The organism is Rugamonas aquatica (genome assembly GCF_009380215.1).
Lineage (GTDB): Bacteria > Pseudomonadota > Gammaproteobacteria > Burkholderiales > Burkholderiaceae_D > Rugamonas > Rugamonas aquatica_B.
In genome coordinates, this window is record NZ_WHUG01000003.1 from 326343 (window position 1) to 350922 (window position 24580).

The 24580-nt window shown below is 63.0% G+C and carries 26 protein-coding genes and 1 tRNA gene; 16 read left to right on the forward strand and 11 right to left on the reverse strand.

From position 1 onward, the window contains the following. Positions 1-22: 22 nt before the first annotated feature. The 4 genes from GEV02_RS09575 to GEV02_RS09590 all read left to right on the forward strand — a co-directional run bounded on the left by GEV02_RS09575 (position 23) and on the right by GEV02_RS09590 (position 4364). On the forward strand, positions 23-922 hold the full coding sequence (locus GEV02_RS09575; RefSeq protein ID WP_152837783.1) for an RHS repeat domain-containing protein: 900 nt from the start codon (positions 23-25) through the stop codon (positions 920-922). Next, entirely contained in the window at positions 919-3279 is a 2361-nt protein-coding gene (locus tag GEV02_RS09580; RefSeq protein ID WP_152837784.1) for an RHS repeat domain-containing protein, read from the forward strand. Before GEV02_RS09575 ends, GEV02_RS09580 begins: the two co-directional genes overlap by 4 nt. A 10-nt stretch (positions 3280-3289) precedes the next feature. Then, positions 3290-3610 carry a hypothetical protein gene (locus GEV02_RS09585; RefSeq protein ID WP_152837785.1) on the forward strand — a complete coding sequence of 107 codons (321 nt, stop codon included), beginning with the start codon at positions 3290-3292 and terminating at the stop codon, positions 3608-3610. A 97-nt stretch (positions 3611-3707) separates the two neighbouring features. Then, the gene (locus GEV02_RS09590) at positions 3708-4364 is read left to right on the forward strand and encodes a class I SAM-dependent methyltransferase (RefSeq protein ID WP_152837786.1); all 657 of its coding nucleotides are present in this window, start codon (positions 3708-3710) and stop codon (positions 4362-4364) included. Here the strand turns inward: GEV02_RS09590 and GEV02_RS09595 are convergent. Further along, positions 4311-4751 (reverse strand): rhodanese-like domain-containing protein, encoded by a 441-nt coding sequence (locus GEV02_RS09595; RefSeq protein WP_152837787.1) that lies wholly within the window; start codon positions 4749-4751, stop codon positions 4311-4313. The two genes, GEV02_RS09590 and GEV02_RS09595, sit on opposite strands and share 54 nt — an antisense overlap. Positions 4752-4848: 97 nt before the next feature. On the opposite strand from GEV02_RS09595, the gene ftrA reads away from it, so the two are divergent. The 3 genes from ftrA (at position 4849) to GEV02_RS09610 (ending at position 6693) form a co-directional block, all read left to right on the forward strand. Beyond that, positions 4849-5805 carry a transcriptional regulator FtrA gene (gene ftrA, locus GEV02_RS09600; protein WP_152837788.1) on the forward strand — a complete coding sequence of 319 codons (957 nt, stop codon included), beginning with the start codon at positions 4849-4851 and terminating at the stop codon, positions 5803-5805. Between the two features lie 66 nt (positions 5806-5871). Beyond that, positions 5872-6231, forward strand: a complete 360-nt coding sequence (locus GEV02_RS09605) for a DUF1428 domain-containing protein (protein WP_070268150.1) — start codon at positions 5872-5874, stop codon at positions 6229-6231. Continuing rightward, the gene (locus tag GEV02_RS09610) at positions 6232-6693 is read left to right on the forward strand and encodes a GNAT family N-acetyltransferase (protein WP_152837789.1); all 462 of its coding nucleotides are present in this window, start codon (positions 6232-6234) and stop codon (positions 6691-6693) included. Here the strand turns inward: GEV02_RS09610 and pabB are convergent. Genes pabB through GEV02_RS09625 form a run of 3 tightly spaced genes read right to left on the reverse strand, consistent with a single transcriptional unit; the run spans position 6690 to position 9889 of the window. Continuing rightward, positions 6690-8537 carry an aminodeoxychorismate synthase component I gene (pabB, locus tag GEV02_RS09615; protein ID WP_152837790.1) on the reverse strand — a complete coding sequence of 616 codons (1848 nt, stop codon included), beginning with the start codon at positions 8535-8537 and terminating at the stop codon, positions 6690-6692. The genes GEV02_RS09610 and pabB overlap by 4 nt on opposite strands. Positions 8538-8541: 4 nt before the next feature. Then, on the reverse strand, positions 8542-9117 hold the full coding sequence (gene slmA / locus GEV02_RS09620) for a nucleoid occlusion factor SlmA (protein WP_152807621.1): 576 nt from the start codon (positions 9115-9117) through the stop codon (positions 8542-8544). Between the two features lie 43 nt (positions 9118-9160). Then, a complete protein-coding gene (locus GEV02_RS09625; protein WP_328595769.1) occupies positions 9161-9889 on the reverse strand; it encodes an HAD-IA family hydrolase in 729 nt (242 codons plus the stop codon). Between the two features lie 58 nt (positions 9890-9947). Here GEV02_RS09625 and GEV02_RS09630 point away from each other — a divergent pair, with 58 nt between their 5' ends. After that, a complete protein-coding gene (locus tag GEV02_RS09630) occupies positions 9948-10835 on the forward strand; it encodes a TraB/GumN family protein (RefSeq protein WP_235922724.1) in 888 nt (295 codons plus the stop codon). 25 nt (positions 10836-10860) lie between these two features. Here the strand turns inward: GEV02_RS09630 and GEV02_RS09635 are convergent. Together GEV02_RS09635 and argB are read right to left on the reverse strand one after the other, a co-directional pair. Then, positions 10861-10935: transfer RNA gene (locus GEV02_RS09635), tRNA-Thr, on the reverse strand. A 54-nt stretch (positions 10936-10989) separates the two neighbouring features. Further along, complete coding sequence (gene argB / locus GEV02_RS09640; RefSeq protein ID WP_085946284.1) at positions 10990-11883, reverse strand: acetylglutamate kinase; 894 nt, start codon at positions 11881-11883, stop codon at positions 10990-10992. A 143-nt stretch (positions 11884-12026) separates the two neighbouring features. On the opposite strand from argB, the gene GEV02_RS09645 reads away from it, so the two are divergent. The 5 genes from GEV02_RS09645 to GEV02_RS09665 are packed head-to-tail and all read left to right on the forward strand — an operon-like array spanning position 12027 to position 17319. Further along, positions 12027-12602: a sigma-70 family RNA polymerase sigma factor gene (locus GEV02_RS09645; protein WP_070268155.1), complete on the forward strand. Its 576-nt coding sequence runs from the start codon at positions 12027-12029 to the stop codon at positions 12600-12602. A gap of 36 nt (positions 12603-12638) precedes the next feature. After that, the gene (locus tag GEV02_RS09650) at positions 12639-12890 is read left to right on the forward strand and encodes a zf-HC2 domain-containing protein (protein ID WP_008443492.1); all 252 of its coding nucleotides are present in this window, start codon (positions 12639-12641) and stop codon (positions 12888-12890) included. Between the two features lie 5 nt (positions 12891-12895). Next, complete coding sequence (locus GEV02_RS09655; RefSeq protein WP_070359514.1) at positions 12896-13102, forward strand: cysteine-rich CWC family protein; 207 nt, start codon at positions 12896-12898, stop codon at positions 13100-13102. 16 nt (positions 13103-13118) lie between these two features. Beyond that, complete coding sequence (locus GEV02_RS09660; RefSeq protein WP_152837792.1) at positions 13119-16172, forward strand: hybrid sensor histidine kinase/response regulator; 3054 nt, start codon at positions 13119-13121, stop codon at positions 16170-16172. 13 nt (positions 16173-16185) lie between these two features. After that, on the forward strand, positions 16186-17319 hold the full coding sequence (locus GEV02_RS09665; protein ID WP_152837793.1) for a response regulator: 1134 nt from the start codon (positions 16186-16188) through the stop codon (positions 17317-17319). 8 nt (positions 17320-17327) lie between these two features. Here the strand turns inward: GEV02_RS09665 and GEV02_RS09670 are convergent, their stop codons facing one another. Both GEV02_RS09670 and GEV02_RS09675 read right to left on the reverse strand, forming a co-directional pair. Then, a complete protein-coding gene (locus tag GEV02_RS09670) occupies positions 17328-18527 on the reverse strand; it encodes an extracellular catalytic domain type 1 short-chain-length polyhydroxyalkanoate depolymerase (RefSeq protein WP_152838065.1) in 1200 nt (399 codons plus the stop codon). 33 nt (positions 18528-18560) lie between these two features. After that, positions 18561-18974 (reverse strand): CopG family transcriptional regulator, encoded by a 414-nt coding sequence (locus GEV02_RS09675; RefSeq protein WP_152837794.1) that lies wholly within the window; start codon positions 18972-18974, stop codon positions 18561-18563. 86 nt (positions 18975-19060) lie between these two features. Between GEV02_RS09675 and GEV02_RS09680 the strand changes: the two genes are divergently transcribed. The 3 genes from GEV02_RS09680 (at position 19061) to GEV02_RS09690 (ending at position 21248) form a co-directional block, all read left to right on the forward strand. Further along, complete coding sequence (locus GEV02_RS09680; RefSeq protein ID WP_152837795.1) at positions 19061-19291, forward strand: DUF1289 domain-containing protein; 231 nt, start codon at positions 19061-19063, stop codon at positions 19289-19291. Beyond that, positions 19288-20196, forward strand: coding sequence for an MBL fold metallo-hydrolase (locus GEV02_RS09685; protein WP_152837796.1), 909 nt, complete (start codon positions 19288-19290; stop codon positions 20194-20196). Before GEV02_RS09680 ends, GEV02_RS09685 begins: the two co-directional genes overlap by 4 nt. A gap of 98 nt (positions 20197-20294) precedes the next feature. Continuing rightward, positions 20295-21248: an NAD(P)H-dependent flavin oxidoreductase gene (locus tag GEV02_RS09690; protein WP_152837797.1), complete on the forward strand. Its 954-nt coding sequence runs from the start codon at positions 20295-20297 to the stop codon at positions 21246-21248. Here GEV02_RS09690 and GEV02_RS09695 read toward each other — a convergent pair whose 3' ends face one another. The 3 genes from GEV02_RS09695 to GEV02_RS09705 form a co-directional block, all read right to left on the reverse strand. Next, the gene (locus tag GEV02_RS09695; protein WP_152837798.1) at positions 21249-22718 is read right to left on the reverse strand and encodes an amidohydrolase family protein; all 1470 of its coding nucleotides are present in this window, start codon (positions 22716-22718) and stop codon (positions 21249-21251) included. It abuts the gene before it with no gap. Between the two features lie 79 nt (positions 22719-22797). Beyond that, entirely contained in the window at positions 22798-23898 is a 1101-nt protein-coding gene (locus tag GEV02_RS09700; RefSeq protein ID WP_328595770.1) for a helix-turn-helix transcriptional regulator, read from the reverse strand. Positions 23899-23919: 21 nt separating this feature from the next. Next, positions 23920-24489: a hypoxanthine-guanine phosphoribosyltransferase gene (locus tag GEV02_RS09705; protein WP_152837799.1), complete on the reverse strand. Its 570-nt coding sequence runs from the start codon at positions 24487-24489 to the stop codon at positions 23920-23922. Positions 24490-24580: the final 91 nt, after the last annotated feature.

Sequence of the window (24580 nt, forward strand, 5' to 3'; positions counted from 1 at the left end):
TGTTTTTGGGAATTACGGGAGTATGACCAAAAATCTGTCGATTACGCAGCCTGGCCCCACAGGTAGCGGCTGGGTTTCGAAAACCATGGTCTATGACGTCAATGGCAACATATCCAGTTCAGTCGACTTTAATGGCAACAAAACCACCTTCACCTTCGACATGGCGCGCAACCTTGAGCTCACCAGGGTTGATGCCGCAGGTACCGTTAATGCCAGAACCACCACGACAGCCTGGCATCCGACATGGCGTTTGCCGTTAAAAATTGCGGAACCTAAACGGCTTACCACTTTTACATACGATGGGAATGGCAACGTCCTGACGAAGTCGATTCAAGCAAGCGGCGACGCTACGGGGGCCGCCGGTTTCAGCGCAGCCCTGATCGGCACTGCGCGAATCTGGACCTACACCTACGACAGCATGGGACATCTGTTGACAGCCAAAGGGCCCCGTACCGATGTGAGGGATTTAACCAGCTACTTTTATGATGAACTCGGAAATTTAACCAGCATCACGAACGCCGTCGGCCACACCACGACCTTCTCGAATTACGATCCGCACGGACGCGTAGGTCGAGTCACCGATCCCAACGGACTGCACACGGACTACACCTATACGCCTCGCGGATGGCTGGCGACGCGCACTGTTGGAAGCGAACTCACCAGCTACACCTATGACGGGGTTGGTCAAATGACGCAAGTGACTTTCCCCGACAACTCTACAATTTCGTACACCTACGACGGCGCGCATCGGCTGACTGGCATCGCGGATAACCTGGGCAATAGCATCACCTACACCCTGGATGCCAAGGGCAACCGCTCCACTGAATCGGCAAACGATCCTGGCGGTGCACTGGCACGAAAAACGACGCGGGTATATGACGCACTGAACAACTTGAAGCAGCAAACAGGGGGTGTGCAATGAACCGCTCGTTGATTACGCGGCGACTTGTCTGCGCCCTCATCGCATGGCTTGCCTACACCCCCGTGCTCGGCAGCTTTACCGGCACGCAGGCCGCAGCGCAGACTGTGCAAAATACCCTGCGCACCTTCCAATACGACGCGCAGGGAAATTTGATCCAGACAGCGGATGCGCTGAACAACACGACGAACCTGAACTACGATCCGCTCCATCGTGTGAAGCAAAAGGTTCAACCGGTACCCGCAGCAGGCGTCGCCCGCCCGATCATTAATTTCAGCTACGACGGGCTGGACCAAATGGCCACGCTCAGCGATCCGCGAAATCTCAGCACAAGCTACACCACTGACGGCCTGGGTAATCAGTCCAGCTTGGCGAGCCCGGATACCGGCACGACCAACAACACCTACGACAACGCCGGAAACGTCCTTACAAGTACCGATGCGCGCGGAAAGGTGACCAGCTATACGTACGATGCGCTCAACCGCTTACTCAGTATTTCCTTTGTCACTGGAACTCCCGTCACGTATGAGTACGATGGCGGTAGCGCTGGTGCGGCGTATGCCGTTGGCCACCTGACTAAAATGTCCGACGAGTCTGGGCAGTCCGCTTATGCCTACGACCAGATGGGACACCTCTTAAGCAAGACACAGACGACGATCAGCGCGACCGGAACAGTCAATCATACGGTCAGCTATGCATACAGCAGCAGCGGAAAACTGCTGAGCCTCACTTATCCCAGCGGGAACCGCGTCAACTATGGTTACGATGCGGCGGGCAGGGTCAACAGCCTGACGTTGAATTCTTCCGATTCCAGCGGCGGCACAAATACCGGTACTGCAAATGTGCTGTTGGATCAGATCGCTTATGCGCCATTTGGCGCGGTGCAGAGTTGGTCGTGGGGGAACAACAGCGCAACGGCGCCCAACACCTACAGCCGCACGTTTGATTTGGATGGCCGCGTAGTCAGCTACCCGTTGGGCAACGTCGCAGCCAGTACTGGCATGCTCCGCACGGTTGTTTATGATGCGGCTAGTCGCATCACGTCGATGACACACACCGGCAATGCTACTGCCGCTACTTACGATCAGACGTTCGCGTATGACGGCCTGGGCCGGCTGATCAATTTCATTGGGAATAATTCCACTCAAGCTTACACCTATGACGCGAACGGAAATCGTACCCAACTGAGCATGGGGGCTGCGAGTTTTACCAACACCGTAAGCCTCTCCAGCAACCGACTGACAGCGACCACAGGTCCATACCCGGCTAAGAGTTACCAGTACGACGCAGCCGGAAATCCGAGCAGCGACGGCACCATCACCTATACGTACAATGATCGTGGCCGGATGAAAAGTAGCACGAAGGCCGGCGCAACCACGAGCTATCTGTATAACGGCTTGGGCCAGCGGGTCAGCAAGACGGGCGCACTTGTGGCTACTGGGGGCAATGAGTACGTATATGACGAGGAAGGTAAGCTGCTAGGAGAGTACGATGCTACGGGGCAGGTAGTCCAGGAAACAGTCTATCTTGGTACGACGCCCGTCAGTATCTTAAAGCAAGCGCGCAGTGGATCACCGGTTGTGGTGAGCACGACTTGGTACTACGTTTATGCTGATCATATTGAGACTCCAAGGATTGTCACCAGTGCTGTCAATGGTGCGGTCGTATGGCATTGGCTTAGTGTCGATCCATTCGGAATGAGCGGACCCAATGAGAACCCTACCGGCGCTGGGGAATTTATCTACAATGTGCGGTTCCCTGGTCAATTCTATGACCGTGAGACCAATCTTCACTACAACTATTTCCGCGACTATGATCCGCAGACGGGGCGGTATGTGCAGAGCGATCCGATCGGACTCAAAGGTGGCATAAATACCTACGCATATGTCGAGGCGAATCCGCTGTCACTAAGCGATCCGCGTGGATTAACTCCGAACCCCTTGGAGTTGGCATGTGTCGCCGGCCCTAATCCCGTGTGCGGTGTTGGAGTGAGTCTTGACGTACTAACTTGGATCGCAGCTGGGGCAGCAGTTACCGCTGGCGGTGCAATAATCTCCAGCTCGTCGAACAAAACATCGGGAACTTCCGCGGGCGCTTCTGCGAAGTCCTGCTCATCCGATAGCAAGGATCCTTGCGATGAGATCCGAAAAAAGATTAGGGACTTAGAGCAAAAATTAGCATCTAAGGAACGCCAAATGGCTGAGAACAGATATGATCTTTATAACCGTGCCTATGACTCGAATCCAGGGGGAGATCTTGCCGGCAAAGGTACTTGGGTTGGGCACCTTGCGCAGGTTGAGGGGTTGCGGGTTGGATTAGCACGCGCCAAAGCTCAAGCTAAGGCAATGGGATGTTTATGATTGGTGAGGTATGACTATGATTCAACACCGCATGATTTCACAGTCGCTTGTCGACCTGGTCGTAGGCACGCTTATCGAGCAATTGCCATGGGCAGAGGGGAAGCTCGGCTTTGAACTACAAGATGATTTTCAATTTCTTCTTATAACGGTGCCTTGTGATATCGGGCCGGAACTATCGCAGGAAGAGCGAAGGCAGCTCGGACATCAAGTGGACCGTATGATGCCAACGCGAGATGGGGAGCTTACCTGGATGTTGAATTTCACCACGCGAGGCAAAGTAGTGGACAGCTATTTCGGTGGAGACTCTCGGTCCCCAGCGATAGGCTTTTGAGCTAGTCTGCAAAAATCGCGTCATTCCACGCAGCACAAGGCCCTCTCATCCATCCTCCTTACACTGGCGTTACGTGGAACGTCATTCAGGAGGCAATATGATCAGGCAGGTGGCTGCATGGATAGCGCGGAATCACTGGCGTTTCTCCCCGATGAACCTGTACGAGAAATTCGAGCGGCACCGCTTCGACAGCAGGCATGGGGTGGACACGCAAATCGATGTCCACTTGGCCGATCTGAACATCGACAGCCCCAACAAGCTGCACGGCAACCGCTACCATGCCACACCCCCGGTATCGTTCCGGCGCGTCTTGAAAAAACTGAAGGTGAATCTTGCCGACTACACCTTCATCGATTTTGGCTCCGGCAAAGGCCGCACGCTGCTGATGGCGAGCGATTTTCCGTTCAAGCGCATTATCGGTGTCGAATTCGGAGAACAATTGCATCGGCATGCCGTCGCCAACATTCAGCGGTACAAGGCCAGGCACGACACGCACATCCAATCGCTCAACGTCGACGCAACGCAGTTCCCCCTGCCCGACGGACCGTTGATCCTGTATTTTTTCAACCCCTTCGATGAGATCGTATTGAGACAGGTGCTTGCCAATATCCGGCAAGCCGCAGCTGCATCGAAGCGCAAGATTTTCATCCTGTATCTCTACCTTCAAAACGAAGAGGTGTTCAAGGAGTCCGGAGCGTTTTCACTGGTCTTCCGCTGGCATCGATTCGATGCCTTTGAATGCCGGCTTGCTTAACGCGAAGCCCTCATCCACCCAGCCTGTGATCCCGCCCGGCATCAGTTTGACCGGCCGTCCCAGTTGCGCCAGCCGTACCGCCGCGCGCGCCGCGCCGTTGCAGTGCGGGCCGGCGCAGTACACGACGAACAGCGTGTCGGCCGGGAACTCCGCCAGCTTCGAACCGATGATCTTGCGGTGCGCCAGGTCCAGCGCCCCCGGCACGTGGCCGGCCGCGTACTTTTCCGTGCCGCGCACGTCGAGCAGAACGAAATCCTGCGGGCCGTTGGTCAGCGCATCGTGCACATCCCAGCAGTCGGTTTCATAGCTGAAGCTCGCTTCGAAGCGGGCCAGCGCATCGCTGCTGGCGGCGGCGGGAATGGCGGCGACATGGGACTTGGCGGACATCGTTTTCTCCTTCATTGAGTGGACAGTGACGCCATTGTGCGACGCCGCCGCTATCGCCGTCAGTGGCGCACAAGCCATTCTGCGTTAAGATTGCGCCATGAAAAAACATCTGGTTGTCGCACTGGCCTATGACCGTCTGTGCACATTCGAGTTCGGCTGCACGGTCGAACTGTTCGCGCTGGAACGCCCCGAGCTGGACGTGGACTGGTACGACTTCGCCGTCTGCGCCGTCGAGCCGGGTCCGATCCGCGCGGCCGGCGGCATCACCGTGCAGGCGCCGTACACGCCCGAGCTGCTGGAGCGGGCCGACACCATCGTCATCCCCGGCTGGCGCGATGCCGACGAACTGCCGCCGCCCGCCATGCTGGAGCTGATACGCGCCGCGCACCGGCGCGGCGCGCGGCTGTGCTCGATCTGCTCGGGCGTGTTCGTGCTGGCCGCCGCCGGGGTGCTGGACGGCCAGCGCGCCACCACCCACTGGCGCTATGCCGACCGCCTGGCCCAGCGTTATCCACAGATCCAGGTCCAGCCCGACCATCTGTACGTGGACAACGGCCAGGTCATCACGGCCGCCGGTTCCGCCGCCGGCCTCGACATGCTGCTGCACCTGGTGCGGCGCGACTATGGCGCCAGGGTCGGCAACCAGGTGGCGCAGCGGCTGGTGGTGGCGCCGCACCGCGAAGGCGGCCAGGCGCAGTTCCTGCCCCGGCCGATGGCGCAGGGCGAGCAGGGCCGCCTGTCGCGCCTGATGGACTGGCTGCGCAGCCACCCCGGCCAGCCGCACACCGTCGCCAGCATGGCCGAACGCGCCGCGATGAGTCCGCGCACCTTGCAGCGCCAGTTCCAGCAGGCCACCGGCCTCGGTCCCGTCGAATGGCTGACCCGCGAACGGGTCGCCCTCGTCAAGGAAATGCTGGAGGTGCCGGACGTGCCGCTGGCGCAGATCGCCGAGCGCGCCGGCTTCGGTTCGGAGGAATCGCTGCGCCACCATTTCCGCCGCCTGGCCGCGACCACGCCGGGCGCTTACCGGCGCCGTTTTTCCGGCACGATATAAGCCGCGCCGCTTGTCATTTCAGCCATATTTGGCTACCCTGAATCTCCCACTGAAAAGGAGACAGCCATGTCCTATGTAGACGGTTTTGTGATTCCGGTGCCTAAGGAAAATGTGGAGGCATACAAGAAAATGTCGCTGGAGTGCGGCAAGGTCTGGAAGGAATACGGCGCGCTGGAATTCCGCGAGTGCATCGGCGACGATGTCCCGCCGGGCAAGGTGACGTCGTTCCCGCTCAGCGTCGACCTGAAGGAGGGCGAGGCGGTGGTGTTCTCGTGGATCGTCTACGCAAACCGCGCCGCGCGCGACGAGATCAACGACAAGGTCATGAAGGATCCGCGCATCGCCCACTACATGGATCCGAAGAACATGCCCTTCGACGGCAAGCGCATGATCTTTGGCGGCTTCGAAATGATGATCGATCTGTAGATGCTGTCGCTGCGCCCCAGCCAGCCGCAGGACGAGGCGTTTCTGCGCAGCGTGTACGCGTCCACCCGCGCCGGCGAGATCAGCCTGTTCGGCTGGCACTCCAGCCAGGCCGAGATCTTCCTGCGCATGCAGTTCGACGCGCAGGACCGCCACTTTCGCGGGAACTATCCGCACGGCCGGTTCGATATCGTCGAACTGGATGGCACGCCGATAGGCCGCTTCTACGTCGCCCGGCAGCCGCAGGGTTTCCATGTGATCGACATCGCGCTGCTGCCGCCGTGGCAGGGCCAGGGTTACGGCGCCGAACTGCTGCGCAACGTGCAGCAGCAGGCCGCGCGCGACGGATTGCATGTGAGCTTGCATGTGGATCGCAGCAATCCGGCCCAGCGGCTGTATGCCCGGCTGGGCTTTCAGGATGCTGGTGACGCCGGTTTGTATCGTCTGCTGGAGTGGTGGCCCTAGCTCGCGAGCACGGCGCGCATCGCACCGCGCAGCGCGTTGCAGACGACGATTTCATCTGCCGCTTCCAGCATCGCACGCGTGATGACGGCCTCGCTGGCGCTCCGTTGCGGATCGTCCAGCAGCACGCCGCGCATCACGCCGGGTAGCAGGCCGCAGTCCAGCGATGGCGTCAGCCAGCGGCCATCGATGCGCACGAACACATTGGTGCGGCCGCCCTCGGTCAGCTCGCCGCGTTCGTTGAAGAACAGCGTATCGAAAGCACCTTGCGCCTCCGCTTCGCGCCAGGCGGCGTCGTAGCGGCTGCGGATGCTGGTTTTATGGCGCAGGAACAGGTCGCCCGCCTCGGTGGCGTCCGGCGCCAGCAGCACGCGCACGGGTTCCGTCAGCGGCGCGATCGGCGCGTGCTGTACCGAGAAGGCGCCGGCCGCGTTCAACGCCAGCCGCAGACGGTAGCTGGTGTCGGCCTCCAGCATCGCGCAGGCGGTGTCGAGGTAGGCGTCGGCCGCCGCCGCGTCCCAGGCGTAGCCGAAGCAGGCCGCCGATGACGCCAGCCGCTTCAGATGACGTTCGCGGTGGCGCACGCCGTTCGCTCGCGTGGCGTGCATGGTTTCGAAAATCTCGAAGTCGTTTTTCAGGCCGGTCAGGAAGCGCGCCTTGAGCTGGCATTCGGCGTATTCCTCCTGCGCGTCGCTGTCGAAGACGATGCCGGCGCCCACGCCCATCTCGCCGCGGCGCGCGCCGTTCGGGCTGTCCGGCGCTTGCAGCGTCAGCGTGCGGATCGGCACCGACATGCAGAAGTCGCCCACCTTGCCTGCGTCTTTGACCGGATCGAACCAGCCGATGGCGCCGGTGTAGATGCCGCGCGGGTCCGGCTCCAGTTCGCGGATGATCTCCATGGTGCGCCGCTTGGGTGCGCCGGTGATCGAGCCGCATGGGTACAGCGCGGTAAAGATGTCGGCCAGCGTGGCGCCGGCGCGCAGCCTGGCGGTGATGGTGGAGGTCATTTGCAGCACGCTGCTGTAGCGGTGCACCTCGAACAGCGCGGGCACCTCGACGCTGCCGGTCTGCGCGACGCGGGCGATGTCGTTGCGCAGCAGGTCGACGATCATCAGGTTCTCGGCGCGGTTCTTCGGATCGGCGGCCAGCGTGGTGGCGCGCTGGATGTTCTCGGCCGATTGCGCCGGCGGCGCGGCCGGCGCCGTGCCCTTCATCGGCCGCGCGGTCAGCACGCCGTTCTCGTGGCGCACGAACAGTTCGGGCGACAGCGACAGCACGGCGCTGCCATCCTCCAGGCCCACCAGCGCGCCGTAGGGCACCGGCTGGCGTCCGCGCAGGCGGGCGTACAGTGCGTGGATGCTGCCAAACGCGTCAAAACGCAGCCTGTACGTGTAATTGACCTGGTAGGTGTCGCCGGCCTCGATGTAGTCGTGGATGCGCGCCAGGGCTGCGCTGAACGCGTCCTGATCGATGTTGGCGCGAATGTTGGCGATGCCCGACGGCCGGTCTATCGGGAAGGAGCGCGCCGCCAGCCAGTCGCCCACTTCGGCCGACGACAGTTGCGCGCAGTGCGAGAACAACAGGATCTGGGCCAGCGGCGATGATGCAGGCGCGGCGGCCGCATCCAGCTCCAGCAGCTCCGCGCCCAGTTCATAGGCGCAGATGGTGACGGCGTATTGGCCGCGCTCCAGCGCCGCCTGCATCTGCTCCAGCAGTTGCGGCCATTGGCCGATATGGTCGCAGCGCAGCGTGCCGGTGTGGCCGGTGTACAGGCGCGAACGCGCGCCCGGAGTCTGGGGGCCCTCCGGGCTGGCGTCATCCAGCAGTGCGAAAACTTCGTTCATCATCAACTCAGGCAAGCAGCAGGGCGATCTGCAAAGGCGCGTCCTGCGCCGGGTTATTCTTGAATCCACTCTTGGCGTAACGGTGCCAGCGGCCGATGACGAAGCTGGCCAGCATGCCGGCGCGCGCCTGCACCTCGGCCTCGTGGGCCTGGCCTTCGCTCACTGCCAGGCGCAAGGCCTGCTTCAGCGCCAGCTCCACGCGGTCGTAGAACTGGTTCATGCGCAGTTGCAGCCGCTCGTCCTCGTTGACCAGCGCTTCGCCGATCAGCACCCGCGTCATGCCCGGATTCTGGCTGGCGAAATTGAGCAGCATGCCGACGATGTCGCGCGCCTGCGCCAGGCCGTCGCTCTGGCGCTCGGCGATCTGGTTGATCAAGCCGAACACCGACGATTCGATAAACTCGATCAAGCCCTCGAACATCTGCGCCTTGCTGGCGAAGTGGCGGTACAGCGCGGCCTCGGAGAACTCCAGCTTGCGCGCCAGCGCGGCGGTGGTGATCTTGTCGCCCTTGGGTTGTTCCAGCATCTCCGCCAGCGCCTGCAGAATCTGCATGCGGCGCTGGCCCGGCGGGTTGCTTGCCATGTGATCTCGCGGATAAGTGAATGGGTGGGGTGGATTTTTTCGTTCAGCGCAGATGATGCAGGCGTGCCGGCAAATTCCTGACAGATTTTACTTTGACATCGACATAAGCGGGGCGAATTAACCTTTTTTGCGGATGCGCCAGGCCGACCGCGTCGCCCACTTCCAGGTATTGCGTGACCCAGGCGGTGCGCATGCCCAGCGCGTGCGCGCTGCGCAGATTGGCCAGCGTATCCTCGACCAGCACGCAGCGCGCCGGCGTCAGGCCATGGCGGCGCATCAGTTTGCGCAGCAGCAGCTTGGACGGCTTGGGCCGCATCTGCCGGTGCACCACCATCGACTCCACCGACACGTGGTGGCTGAACTGGCGCTGCAAACCCAGATGGCGCAGCACCTGCGTCGAATAGCGGTGCGGCGCGTTGGTCAGCAGGATTTTGCGGCCGGGCAGGCGGCGCAGCAGCTGGCGCAGTCCCCGTTCGGCGCGGATCATGTCGGTCAGCCGCTCGAAGCGGTGGGTCTCGTCGAGAAAATGCGCGGCTTTTACGCCATGGTGCTTGACCAGTCCGAGCATCGTCGCGCCGTAGCGCCGCCAGTACAGCGTGCGCGCGGCGTTGACCGCGTCCTCGCCGGCGGGCGTGACGCCGTCGCCCAGCACATTGGCGATGTAGACGTTCATGCTGGCCATGATCGCCGGGAAGATCGCGTGCGAGGCGTTGTGCAGCGTGTTATCCAGATCGAATAGCCACACGGGGGAATTGCGGGTAATAATGTTCACTTCAAGTCAGTCATCTAAGGAAGCCATGCGGGAAGCCATACAGCGCCAGATTATAGTGATGTTCTGGACTTTGCTCTGTTTTACCCTCGCGCCGGCGTGGGCGGCAGACAAAGTCCAGGCGCCCAACCACGGCGCCTTGTTCAAGGTGCAGCAGGGCGGACATACACTGTACCTGTTCGGCACCATCCACGTCGGCGCGGCGGATTTCTATCCGCTGGAGCCGCGCATCACCGCCGCGTTGAAGAAGGCGCCGGTGCTGGCGCTGGAGATCGATCCGCTGGGCGACCAGCAGCAGCTGATGCGCGCTGTGCAGCGCCACGGCATGCTGACGCGCGGCGGCCCGGCCGGCCCTGAACTGTCGGCCGACTGGCGGCAGCGGCTGGACCGCCTGCTCAAGCAGTACAACATCGAAGCGGAGACGGTGGCGGCGATGAAGCCCTGGCTGCTGGCCAGCCTGCTGACGGTGAGCGAATTCTCGGCCCAGGGCTACGAGGCGGCGCTGGCGGTGGACGCCCATCTGTCCCGCCAGGCGCACGGGCGCGGCCAGAAGGTGATCGAGCTGGAGTCGGCCGAGAGCCAGATGTCGCTGTTCGACCAGATGAGCGCCGCCGAGCAGCTGCAGTTCCTGCAGGAGGCCATCGCCGGCATCGAGGACAAGGAGCAGGCCAACCAGGCACGCGAGATCGCCGACGCCTGGCGCAAGGCCGATGTGATTGCGCTGGACGCGCTGGCGCTCAAGGCGGAGATGGACGACAGCTTCTCCGGCCGCTTCGTGCAGAAGGTGCTGCTGGACGGCCGCAATCCGGCGCTGGCCGACGGCATGGTCAAGCTGATGGCGCGCGAGAACAACTGCGTGGCGGCGATCGGCATACTGCATCTGGTCGGTAAGGGAAGCGTGCCCGAACTGCTGCGCAAACGCGGCATGACGGTAGAGCGGATGTACTAAGCGGGGGAGGGTGCTACAGGAAGAATGGTGCCCTTTACGTGGATTGAACACGTGGCCTCTCCCTTACCAAGGGAGTGCTCTACCACTGAGCTAAAAGGGCGTACTGGTATGGCGATGCACTGGAAAATGCGGCTAAACGTGCATCGCCGTTTTTTCAGTGAGACCGGATCATAGTGCCAAAAGCCTGTTCGGTCAACACCTCGAGCAATAAACTGTGTTCAATTCGCCCGTCGATGATGTGTACCGTGTTGACGCCGGACTTGGCGGCATCCAGGGCTGATGAAATTTTAGGCAGCATGCCGCCCGAAATCGTCCCGTCGGCGAACATCTCGTCGATCTCGCGGGCCGACAGGTCGGTCACCAGGTTGCCCTGCTTGTCCTGCACGCCGGCGATGTTGGTCATCATGATCAGCTTTTCAGCCTTCAGGATCTCGGCGATCTTGCCGGCGACGACGTCGGCGTTGATGTTGTAAGCCTGACCATCCTGGCCGAAGCCGATCGGCGAAATGATAGGAATGAAGGCGTCGTCCTGCAGCGCCTTGACCACGGCCGGGTTGATCGCGTCGATCTCGCCGACGAAGCCGATGTCGAGGAACTGGCCCGGGTTGTCCTTGTCCGGCATGGACATTTTCTTGGCGCGTATCAGGCCGCCGTCCTTGCCGGTCAGGCCCACTGCCTGGCCGCCGTAGTGGTTGATCAGCATGACGATGTCCTGCTGGACTTCGCCGCCCAGCACCCACTCCACCACTTCCATGGTTTCTTCGTCGGTGATACGCATGCCCTGCACGAAGGTGCCTTGCTTGCCGATTTTTTTCAGCGCGTTGTCGATCTGTGGACCGCCGCCGTGCACCACGACCGGGTTCATGCCCACCAGTTTGAGCAAAATGACATCGCGGGCGAAGCCGTGTTTCAGGCGCTCGTCGGTCATCGCGTTGCCGCCGTATTTGATGACAATGGTCTTGCCATGGAAATTACGGATATAGGGCAGGGCCTCGGCCAGAATCTGCGCCTTGATCTGCGGCGCCACCGCGGTCAAGTCGTCATTCATGCCTAAGTTAAGGTTAGTCAGTTGGGTCATGGCGAGTCCGGTTTAGAAAATTTGTGCAATTTTACAGCCTGATGCTGCAATCAACTACGCATTATAGGGCTATCCGGTTGTATTTTCCCGGATCATCCGATACGCTGCCCGCTATGACCGCCACCGATACCCTTCACCGCCAGCTAGAAGTCATGCGTCCCCTGCTTGTCCGATTTGCACAGTTGCAAATACGGAATCAGGCCCTGGCCGAGGATGCGGTGCAGGACGCGCTGATCGCGGTGCTGGAAAAACCGGAGCGCTTCAACGGCCAGTCGTCCTTGCGCACCTATGTGACGGGGATTTTGAAGTTCAAGATCATCGACTGCCTGCGCGCCAGCTCGCGCGAGCGCCAGATCGACACCGCCGAGGACCAGTCCGAGGACGACGCCATCGACTCGCTGTTCAAGGCCGACGGCCACACCCGCGAGCAGCCGATGGCCTGGGGCGATCCGGATGCGACGCTGGAGCAGAAGGATTTCTTCAAGGTGCTGGAGATTTGCCTGGAAAAGCTGCCCGCCAAAACCGCCCGCATTTTCATGATGCGCGAATGGCTGGAACTGGAAACCGACGAAATTTGTAAGGAACTGGCGATTACAACGTCTAATGCCTGGGTGCTCCTGTATCGGGCTCGCATGCGTTTGCGCGAATGCCTGGACTTGAACTGGTTTGGCAACCGCCAGGCCACGTGACTGCGCCACTTATTGCCTCACTTACTGTCAGCGACTATGGAACCACATAAAACCGGCTTGAAGCCCACCTGCCGCGAAGTGCACCGGCTGGTGTCGGAGGGGATGGACCGCGACTTGTCCTTCATCGAGCGCACCCGCATGCGGCTGCACCTGATGGTGTGCGACGCCTGTACCCGCTTCAACGGCCAGATGTCGCTGCTGCGCACGGCCATGCGCCGCTTCCCGTTCGACGCGCCGGACGCCGGCCCGGCGCCGCTCGACGACGACCACGAACACCGCCGCCCGTAAGCGCCATGAGCACCTGCTCGCGCTGCGGCGCAACCTTCAGCTGCGCCATGGTGGATGCCGATCCGGCGGCGCCGGCGCAGCCCTGCTGGTGCACGTATTTGCCGGCGTCGCTGCCGGTGCCGTCCGCGCCGGGCGCCAGCTGCTGGTGCCCGGACTGTCTGAAACAGCATATCCTGGACCAACGCGCCGACCATCCCAAACCGGCCGGCTAGCCTGAAGGAAGTACGCATGCGCCGTTTTAGCGACATGGGTATCCGCGCGCGCATCAGCAGCGGCTACATCATCCTGATCCTGCTGCTGGTCGGCGTGATCCTGGTCGGCGTGAGCCGCATCTACGCCATCCGCGCCGAGAGCGACCATATCCTGCACCAGGACTGGGCCGCCAGCGCCGCCATCAACACCATCGACACGCAATCGCGCGAGGCGGCCACCCGCATCGTCACGCTGATCATCCAGAAGGACCAGCAGCACCGCGTGGACAGCTACAGCCGCATCGACCGCATCAAGCTCGATATCGACGCCCAGCTGGAGCAGCTGGACAAGCTGGACGCCACGCCGGAAGCGCGGGCTCAGATCGAGCAGGTCAAGCGCGCACGCGCCGCCTACTACGACAGCTTCATCGCCGTGGCGGACATGGTGGAGGCCGACGACCGCGACGCCGCCGAAGCGAAAATGAACGCGATGGCGCTGCCCGCGCTGGACCACCTGCTGGAACAGATCAAGATCCTGGACAAGCTGCAGGAAAGCCAGGTGATGGCCAGTTCCGCGCGCGCACGCGACGACATCAATTTTTCGCTGATGCTGATTTCGCTGATGGGCGGGGCGGCGGTGCTGGTGGGGATAGGTTTCGGCCTGTCGGCGCGCTCGATCACGCGGCCGCTGGAAGAGGCGATCGCCATCGCCAAGCGGGTCGGGCAGGGCGACCTGAGTTCCGTCATCGAAGTGAAGTCGCAGGATGAAACGGGCGAGCTGCTGCACGCGCTCAAGCTGATGACGGCCGGCCTGGCCGCCGAGCAGCAGCTGCGCCGCGCGGTCACGGTGGCGGAGGACGCGACCAAGATGAAGTCCGACTTCCTGGCCAATATGTCGCACGAGATCCGCACGCCGATGAACGGCATCATCGGCATGACCCACCTGGCGCTGCAAACCGAACTCTCGCCCAAGCAGCGCAACTATCTGGAGAAGGTGGAGTCGGCGGCGCGCAACCTGCTGGGCATCATCAACGACATCCTGGATTTCTCGAAGATCGAGGCCGGCAAGCTGGCCTTCGAGCAGGTCGACTTCTACGTCGAGGACGTGATGGCGAATATCGCCGACCTGTCCGTGATGCGGGCGCAGGACAAGGGCCTGGAGCTGCTGTTCGATATCGCGCCGGACGTGCCGCAGGTGCTGGTCGGCGATCCGCTGCGCTTCGGCCAGGTGATGATTAACCTGACCAACAACGCCATCAAGTTCACGCAGCAGGGCGAGATCGTGGTGACGATACGCGTGCTGGAGCATCTGCCCGACGAGCGCGTGCGCCTGCGGATCGACGTGCGCGACACCGGGCCGGGACTGACGCCCGAGCAGCAGGCGCGCCTGTTCCAGGCCTTCACGCAGGCCGACACGTCGACCACGCGCCACCACGGCGGCACGGGCCTGGGCCTGACCATCAGCAAGCGCCTGGTCGAACTGATGGACGGCGAGATCGGACTGGAAAGCCAGCCGGGCGTGGGCAGCACCTTCCATTTCAGCGCGGTGTTCGGCATCGGCGCCGTCGAGGAACCGCTGCCGCTGCCGGACATCTCCGGCCTGCGCGTGCTGGTGGTGGACGATAACGCCAGCGCCCGCGAAATCTTCATGGGCATGCTGTCGTCGATGCAGTTTGCCGCCGCCAGCGCGGACGGCGGCGGGCGCGCCGTCGACATGGTGGCGCAGGCGCGCAGCGAAGGCCGGCCTTTCAACATCGTGCTGCTGGACTGGCAGATGCCGGGCATGAACGGGCTGGAGACGCTACAGGCGATTCGCGCCCAGGCGGAGGCCGACGGCGTCGATGCGCCGGCCTTCATCATGGTCACGGCCTACAACCGCGACGTGCTGATGGACGAAGCGCGCGGCATCGCCATCGACGCCATGCTGAACAAGCCGGTCAGCGCGTCGACGCTGCTCGATTCGGTGTCCACCGTGTTCGGCAAAGACCTGCACAGCTGCCGTCGCACGCGCCGCCGCGCCGACTACATGGCGGCTGAGGAAGCGGTGCGCGGCGCCTACGTGCTGCTGGTCGAGGACAACGAAGTCAATCAGGAAGTGGCGCAGCAGATTCTCAGCGATGCCGGCATCCGCGTCGACATCGCCGCCAACGGCGCCATGGCGCTGGCCAAGCTGGCGGTGGCCGATTACGATGGCGTGCTGATGGACTGCCAGATGCCGGTGATGGACGGCTACGACGCCACCCGCAAGCTGCGCGAGGATGCGCGCCACGCCAACCTGCCGGTGATCGCCATGACGGCCAACGCCATGGTCGGCGACAAGGAAAAGTGCCTGGAAGCCGGCATGAACGATTTCATCGCCAAGCCTATCGACGTGGCGCAGCTGTTCACGACGCTGGCGCGCTGGATCAAGGTGAAGAATCCGGTGACGGCGGAAGCTGCGGCCGAAGCTCCGGCGGCGTCTGGCGCGACCGCCGACGAGGCGCTGCCCGTCATCGCCGGCCTGCGCATGGAAACCGCGCTGCAGCGTGTGGGTGGCAATGTTAAGCTGATGCGCAAGCTGCTGTCGCGCTTTGTCGAAACCCAGATCGACGCCATGCACCGCATCGCCGCCGCCATCGAAAGCAACGACCTGGCCGGGGCGACGCGCGAGGCGCATACTGTCAAGGGATTGGCGGGCAATATCGGCGCCGTCGGCATGGCCGATGCTGCGGGCAAGGTCGAGCAGATGCTGGCGATGGGCACGACCAAGGGACGCGATGAAGCCATCTTCGACATGGCGGGCGAGTTGAGCGACCTGGTGGCGCGTATCGCGATGGCGATGGACGACAAGCCGGCCACCGCCGATGCACCCGTGACCGCGCAGCCGGCCGACCTGGCCGAATTGACGGCGGTGGTGCAGGAGATGGCGCACTTGCTGGCGCAGGACGACGGCGCCGCCGTCAAGCTGCTGGACCGCCTGTGCGCGGCGCTGACGGCCGCAGGGCAGGGCGAGCACGCGCGCCAGCTGCGCCGCATGCTGGGGCAATATGATTTCGAAGGGGCGCTGGATGAACTGAAGGCCGCCGCCGATGCACTGAACATCGCTTTGTGAAGAGAGTATGCCGATGAATGCAAAACCTACGATCCTGGTGGTCGACGACATCCCGGACAACATCGATCTGCTGTGCGCCGTGCTGGAAGACGACTATCGTACCAAGATCGCCGTCAACGGCGAGCGCGCGCTGAAGATCGCCAACGGCGAATCGAAGCCGGACCTGATCCTGCTCGACGTGATGATGCCGGGGATGAGCGGCTACGAGGTGTGCAAGGCGCTCAAGTCCAATCCCGATACGCGCGACATTCCCGTCATCTTCGTCACCGCCATGAGCGAGACGGTGGACGAACAGCTCGGCCTGGGGCTGGGCGCGGCGGACTACATCACCAAGCCGATCTCCGCGCCCATCGTCCTGGCGCGCATCAAGACGCAGCTGTCGATGAAGCGGGTGCACGACTTCCTGCGCGACCAGAACAACTTCCTCGAAACGGAAATCGAAAAGCGCACGCGGGAAATCGTCGCGCTGCAGGACGTGACGATTCACACCATGGCCTCGCTGGCCGAAACGCGCGACAGCGAAACCGGCAACCATATCCGCCGCACCGCGCACTACGTGAAAACGCTGGCGGAAAAGCTGCGCACCAATCCGCGCTTCAGCGATTTTTTGACCGATAAAAACATCGAACTGCTGTTCAAGTCCGCGCCGCTGCACGACATCGGCAAGGTCGGCATCCCCGACCGCATCCTGCTCAAGCCGGGCCGCTTCGAGGGCAACGAGTTCGAGATCATGAAGACCCACACCACGCTGGGCCGCGACGCGATCCGCCAGGCCGAGCGCGAGCTGGGGCTGGAGGTGGACTTCCTCAAGTTCGCCAAGGAGATCGCCTACGGCCACCAGGAAAAATGGGACGGCAGCGGCTATCCCGAAGGCCTGAGCGGCGACAACATCCCGATCTCCGCGCGGCTGATGGCGGTGGCCGACGTGTACGACGCGCTGATCAGCCGCCGCGTCTACAAGGACGGCATGTCGCACGAGGCGGCGGTGGCCATCATCGCCGAAGGCCGCGGCCAGCACTTCGATCCCGACATGGTCGACGCCTTCATGGAGCTGCAGCAGGACTTCATCGACATCGCCAAGCGCTATGCCGACTCAGACCACGACATGACGCAGCACCGCGAGAAGATCGAGCGCTTCAGCGGTTAATTTAGCGGCTAGCTGACCGTGCGGAAGAAACGCAGCATCTCGCGGCTGGCGTCCGGGCCTTTGGCGTCGGTGTAGGTGCCGCTGTTGCTGCCGCCGGACCAGGCGTGGCCGGCGCCGTGCACCACCCAGTGTTCGCCGAGCGGCTTGCCGTCGGCCTTGGTGTGCGTGGTCTGCGTGTAGCGGTGCCCGTTCGGCACGCTGCCCGACTGCACCGACGGCTTGCCCTGCCGGTCGCGCAGGCGCTGCTCGATGACCTGCTCGCCGTTGCGCGGATTGACGGTGGTGTCGCTGTCGCCGTGGAAGACGATGATGGGCTGCGAACCATCGCCGGCCTTGCGAGGCGACATGACGCCGCGCTTCATCGCCGTCAGCGCCGACGGCAAATCCTGCGCCGAGGCGAACGGCAAGCCCGAATGCACGCCTACCGCCGCAAACAGTTCCGGGTACAGCGTGCCGACGATGACCGCCATCGCACCGCCGGCGGACAGCCCGGCCACGTACACCTGGCGTTCGTTGACCGGGTATTCGTCGATGACCTGCTGCGCGATGCCGGCGATGATGGACGGCTCGCCCTGGCCATGCTGCTGGTCGATGGCGTTGAACCAGTTCCAGCATTTGTGCTGGTTGGCGTTGGGCGTCTGCTCCGGATAGACCACGAAGCATTCGTTTTCTTCGGCCAGCTGGTTCATTTGCGTGCCGTTGGCGAAATCGTCCGGGTTCTGGGTGCAGCCGTGCAGCATCACCAGCAGCGGCATCGCCTGGCCGTGATAGCTGGCCGGGATGTACAGCTTGTAGTTGCGGGTGCCGGCGTGGTTGGTGTAGCTGCCCTTGATGAATTTCGCACCGTCCGGCAGCGCCACTTCCGGCACCGGATGCATGAAGGTGCCGACGTCGATGGCGCGATCCAGATTGGCTTGCAGGTCGACCTTGATGCCCATGCGGTTCAACATGTCCTGCGCGAACTCGGTCGGGTGCGTGGCCGGATTCGGCGTGGCGCCGTTGTGCGGCGCGGCTGTCGGTTCGGGCGCGGCCTTGGCTTCCGGCGCGGGCCGCGATGGCGCGGCATGGCCCGGCGGCGGATTGATGTCGCGCATGGCCGGTTGCGCCGGCGCGGCCGCTTTGGCGGCATGTCCGCGCAAGCTGTCCATGGCCTGCTGGATGGCGGCCGACGCGCTTCTGTTCATGAGTCGTTGCGCTGCTTCGCGCATGTGTGAAAAAAGCGGTAGTTTCATGATGCTCCCTTAACGGATGCGGTTTGCCAGCGCGGTTTTCAGCACAGCGCTGGCGTGCAGCGATCCTAATACGAAGATGGATTCGATCGTCGCCAGCGCCAGTTCGACAGAAACGTCGCTGGCGATGCTGGCCAACCCCAGTACCTGAATTTGCAGCCGCTGCCCTGCCGCCTGGATGGCTTCCAGGTCGGCGCGGGAATAATGCTGCATGCCGAGCACCAGGCTTTTGCGCGCCACCGTTTGTTTCACCACGTCGGCGTGCCCGTTCAACTGATTGCGGATCGCCGTGCGTATCAAATCGGTGCGATTGGAGTAAAACCCCTCCTGCACCAGCAGATCGATCTGCCCCAGGTCGATGGGGCCGAGGTTGATCGTGATCTTTTCCGATTCAGCGGTCTTCAGTTTTAATTCTTGCTTTGCCATAAGTCTCCATCCGGATACCATCTACATGGATGGTAGTATAGACCTGAAATCCACCAAGTCAAGCGTGTTCGCGGCATAATGGCGGCATGAGTGAAACCGCTAACTTAATCCCGCCCGGCGCGCCGGAACTGGCCACGCCCGTGCCGTCGCCGTGCGTCAGCCTGTGCAAAATGGACGACGACCGCCTCTATTGCCTGGGCTGCATGCGCACCATCCCGGAGATCATCGCCTGGTCCAAGGCGGACGACGACTACAAGCGTGGCGTGTGGGCGGAAATCCGCCGCCGTGAACAACTCATCGACTTCGACGACGAATGAACGCGCTGCCGGAGGCTATCCAGGTTTTCGAACGGGGCTGGCTGTCGTCCAACAACGTCATGCTGATGGGGCGTCACGATACGGCCATCATCGACACCGGCTACCTGACCCACGCGCCGCAAACGCTGTCGCTGGTGCGCCATGCGCTGCACGGGCGGCATCTCGACCAGATCATCAACACCCACCTGCACTCCGACCACTGCGGCGGCAACGCCATCCTGCAGGCGCACTTCGGCTGCCGCACGTCGATTCCGGTCGCCGAGGCGGACAAAGTGCGGCACTGGGACGTGGAGGCGCTCAGCTTCAAGGCCACCGGCCAGCGCTGCGACCGTTTCACCTTCGACGCCACCATCGCCCCCGGCGACGTGCTGACGCTGGCGGACATGGAGTGGCAGGCGCTGGCCGCGCCGGGCCACGATCCGCACTCGCTGATCTTTTACTGTCCGCAGGAGCGGCTGCTGATTTCGGCGGACGCGCTGTGGGAAAACGGCTTCGGCATCATCTTCCCGGAGCTGGACGGACAGTCCGGCTTTGCCGAGGAGCGCGCCACGCTGGACCTGATCGCCGGGCTGGATGTGCGGCTGGTGATCCCCGGCCACGGCAAGCCGTTCGACGACGTGGCCGGCGCGCTGGCGCGGGCCCGTTCGCGGCTGGAGTACCTGGAAGCCGATCCGCTGCGCAATGCGCAGAACGCGCTGAAGGTGCTGCTGAAGTTCCTGCTGCTGGAACGCCAGCGCATACCGCTGGCGGACCTGCCGCAGCTGCTGCTGTCGATGGAGGTGTTCGCCAAGGCCAACGCCAATTTCCTGAAGCAGACGCCGGAGCAGGTCGCTACCTGGGCGGCCGGGCAACTGGTACGCGCCGGAGCGGCTCGTGTCGAGGGTGAGTACTTACTTAACGAGTAGCCGGCAAGCAAATATAGAGGAACTCGCCTACTTTCGGCACGGTCGTACTATTTTCGATCTATAATCGATTTTCCTTAATCTCCCACAGCGAGTTCGCCATGGCCCTGCCTGCAGCGTTGCAAAACCTCTCTCTTCCAGTCATCGCATCCCCGATGTTCATCGCCAGCGGCCCGGCCCTGGTTGCGGCGCAGTGCAAGGCCGGCATCGTCGGCTCCTTCCCGGCGCTGAACGCGCGTCCGGCGGAACTGCTGGATGTGTGGCTGACCGACCTGCAGAAGGAACTGGCCGAGTTCCAGGCCGCCAATCCGGACAAGCGCGTCGGCCCGATCGCCGTCAACCAGATCGTGCACCAGTCGAACGACCGCCTGGCGCATGACGTGGAAGTCTGCGTCAAGCACCAGATCCCCATCATCATCTCCTCGCTGCGCGCGCCGCCGAAAGAGATGCTGGACGCGATCCACAGCTACGGCGGCATCGTGCTGCACGACGTGGTCTCGATCCGCCACGCCGAGAAGGCGCTGGAGGCGGGCGTCGATGGCCTGATCCTGGTGGCCAGCGGCGCCGGCGGCCATGCCGGCACCCTGTCGCCGTTCGCGCTGGTCGGCGAGATCCGCAAATTCTTCAAGGGCCCGATCGCGCTGTCCGGCTCCATCGCGACCGGCGATGCGATCCTGGCGGCACAGGCGATGGGCGCGGACTTCGCGTACATCGGCTCGCGCTGGCTGGCGACGCAGGAATCGAACGTCAGCGATGACTACCGCAATGCGATCGTGGAATCGACGGCGGCGGACATCGTGTACTCGAACCTGTTCACCGGCGTGCATGGCAACTACCTGAAAAAATCCATCGTCGCCGCGGGCCTGGACCCGGAAGCACTGCCGCAGGCCGACAAGAGCTCGATGAACTTCGGCTCCAGCAGCGCCAAGGCCTGGCGCGACATCTGGGGCGCCGGCCAGGGCGTGGGCCTGATGGACGACGTGCCGACCACCGCCGAGATGGTCGCCCGCCTGAAGCAGGAATACGACGCCGCCCGCGCACGTCTGGCGCTGTAATTACTGTTTGACCGACAGGCTGCCGCGCGCAGCCTGTTTGCCGCGTACCCATACCGTGTCGATGCTGTCGTAGGCGCGGATATCGGCCAGCGGCGACATCTTCATCAGCACCAGATTCGCCAGCTTGCCCGCCTCGATGGTGCCGACCTGCGCATCGATCTTGAAGGTGCGGGCGTTGTTGATGGTGGCCGCCTTGAACAGCTGCGCCAGCGATAGGCCGGCCTGGTGCAGGTCCTGCATCTCCAGATAGCCGTTCAGGCCGGGGATGTTGCCGTAGGTCGGCGACGACGGCGTGTCGGTGCCGAACACGAAGTTGGCGTCCCTGGCGGCCAGGTAGGCCACCACCTGCCGCTGGCGGCGCAGCGGCGCTTCCATCCCCTTCAATACCGCCGCATCGGTTTCATCTTCCGCGATCTCCTGCTTGAACCATTGGCCTTCCGGCGTCTTGAGCCAGGCCAGCATCGAAGGCGGCAGCAGCTTGGGCAGGGCCGGGTGGTTCAGATAGGCCGGCTCGAAGTAGGCGTTCAGGCCATGCAGCACCTGCATCGTCGCCTGGTAGCCGATTTTGCGCTCGGCGATCTTGTCCAGCAGTTGCTTGATCGCCGGCGGCAGTTCTTTTTCCTTGTCCATCTCGCCCCAGTGCCACATGCCGTGCGCCAGCACGTCGGCGCCGCCATCGACGGCGAAGGTCTGCGCCTCGAACGAATTGCCGTGGGTGACCAGCACCAGGCCGTCCTTGCTGGCGGCTGTGCGTACTTCCGCATACACGGCAGGGCTCATCACCGGCAGGTTGTGCATGGTGCCGAAGCCGTGCTCGAAGTGCGTCTTGACGCAGATGGCGTGGTCGGCCTTGACCCGCGCCACGCCCTTGGCCGGCGTGTAATCCTCCGGCTTGAAGCGGGCGGGGATCTTGTCGGCCTGCGCCGGGTCGTAGATGAAGTTGGAGAACATGTCGAAGCGCGTCTCCGGCGGCGCGTACGACGAGGGATAGCCGTTGGCGAACACCAGCGGCGCGCCGCAGTCGTAGACGTCCGGGTGCAGCGGCGCGGCCTTGACGCGGTCGATGAATTCGCGGCTGCCGGCGGCCAGGTCGATCACTGTCGTGTAGCCGTAGTAGAGGAAGGAACGCGGCATCTGCGCGAAGTATTCGGCGGCCATGGTCTGCTTCTGGTCGGCCTGCTCGAAGCTCATGCCGGGCACGGAGAACAGGTGGACGTGTGAGTCGATCAGGCCGGGCGTGAGGAACTGGCCTTTGCCGTCGACGCGGCGGGCGCCGGCCGGCGCCTTGCCACCGGCGCCGCGCACGACGCGGACGATGCGCTCGTCCTCGATCAGCACACTGCCGGCTTCGATGCGGTCCAGCTTTTCGGGCGAGACCAGCTTGACGTTGGTGATCCAGGTTTGCGTGCCGGCCCAGGCTTGGGCGCACAGGATTAGGGAAAGGCTGACCAGAATGCGGGTAGTTTTCATGCAAGGCTCCGTGTTGTGAGGAGCCCAGTTTGCAGCCGCAGGCCGGGTTTTGCGTCTCAAATGATGATCTGGCACCCCGCTAGACGGGTGTTCCGGCCCGGTCGCGGAACTCGCCCGGCGTCATGCCGGTGTGTTTTTTAAATACGCGGTTCATCGCGCTTTTACTGTTAAATCCAGCCAACAGCGCCAGGTCCAGGATACTGGAACCGGCTTGGGCGGGGTCGTGCAGGGCCTGTTTCAGGGCTTCGACGCGGTGCCGGTTCAGGTAATCGGCGAAATTGCCGCCGCAGTGCTCGTTTATCAGCTGGGATAGTTCGTGCGGCGTCATTGCCACCTGCGCGGCCAGGTCTTCCAGCTTCAATTCGCCGTTGCGGTAGGGCTGGTCCTGCGCCATGCAGGCGTTCAGGCGCGCCAGAAACGCCTCGCGGTCGCGGTCGGACAGCTGGCTGCCTGCGTAGCGCGGCTTGGGGGGAGGCGGTGGCGGCAGCGTGCGTGGACGATAACCCAGCGGCAGCCGCATCGCCGTGAAGGCGGTCGCGAACACGAACAGCATCAGCGAGATGCCGTCCATCGCATCGGCGGACAGCGGCTGTTCCACATCCAGCACCGCCATCGCCAGCGCGACGATGCTCAACACGGCGCTGACCAGCCACATGCCCATCAGGCGCCGCAGGTCGCGCACCAGCTCGGAATCGGCCGGCACCCGTCCCACCAGCAGGTAGGTGGCGCGGATGTAGGCCAGCAGGATAGCCAGCTTGGCCAGCCCCGCCACGGTCATGTACCACGGCCAGCCGTCCCAGCGGCTTAGCCATGCCAGCTTCTGCTCGGCCGATTGCAGGTAGAACGGCGTCATCGCCAGCGTGGCGATGGTGAACGGCGCGAAGTGCAGCAGCGCGCGACGCCCCAGCTTTTGATCGGACAGCATCGCGTGCAGGTAGAGGTACTGCAGCGGCCCCACGGCCAGCCCCAGCGTGACGATGGCCAGCGCGCTGTGCGGATACTGCCGGTAGAGGTGATTGAGGCCCAGCCAGTTATGGCCGATGATGGCCGCGAACACCAGCAGCAGCGCGGACAGCAGCCGGTTGGCGGTCCGCATCTCCGGCTGGCGGACGCTGAGCAGCGTCAGCGTCATCAGGAAGGCCTGGCCTATCGCCAGCAGGAACAACCACGAAAGTATCACTGCGGCCTGCGGCGGTAAGGCTTAGTTCTCGGTCTGGATGGCCCACAGGCCCGGCAGGTTGCGCCAGTAGCCGTAAGCGTCCATGCCGAAGCCGACGACGAAGCGGTTCGGAATGGTGATGCCGACGATGTCCGCCTTGCACGGCTTGGCCTTGCCGATCGCCTTGTCGGCGAAGACGGCCAGCACCACTTCGGCCGCGCCCATGTCCAGCAGGCGCTGTTTGACGTGGGCCAGCGTTTCGCCTTCGTCCAGAATATCGTCCAGCACGATGACCACGCGGCCGGCCACGTTCGAACGCGGCACCACTTTCCACACCACTTGACCGCCCTGGTCGTCGTCGCCGTAGCGGCTGACGTGGATGTAGTCGAATTCGAGCGGGAAGGTCAGCTGCGGCAGCAGGTTGCCGGTGAAGACCACCGCGCCACCCATCACGCCCAGCACCAGCGGGAAGGTCTCGCTGTCCGGCCGGTCGAAACGGGTGTTGAGGGTGTCGGCCATCGCGGTCACTGCGTTGTCGACGTCTTGTTTGCTGAACAGCTCTTCTGCGTTTTCCAGCAGGGCACGGGCGCGGTTGTGGTGGAAGTCTTGCATGGTCTTCTTCGGCTTCTAAAAACAGGTGGTAAGTTCGCTATTATCCGCCATATCCCGGCACATAGCATGCCGTTGGTTTTCCACCACAGCC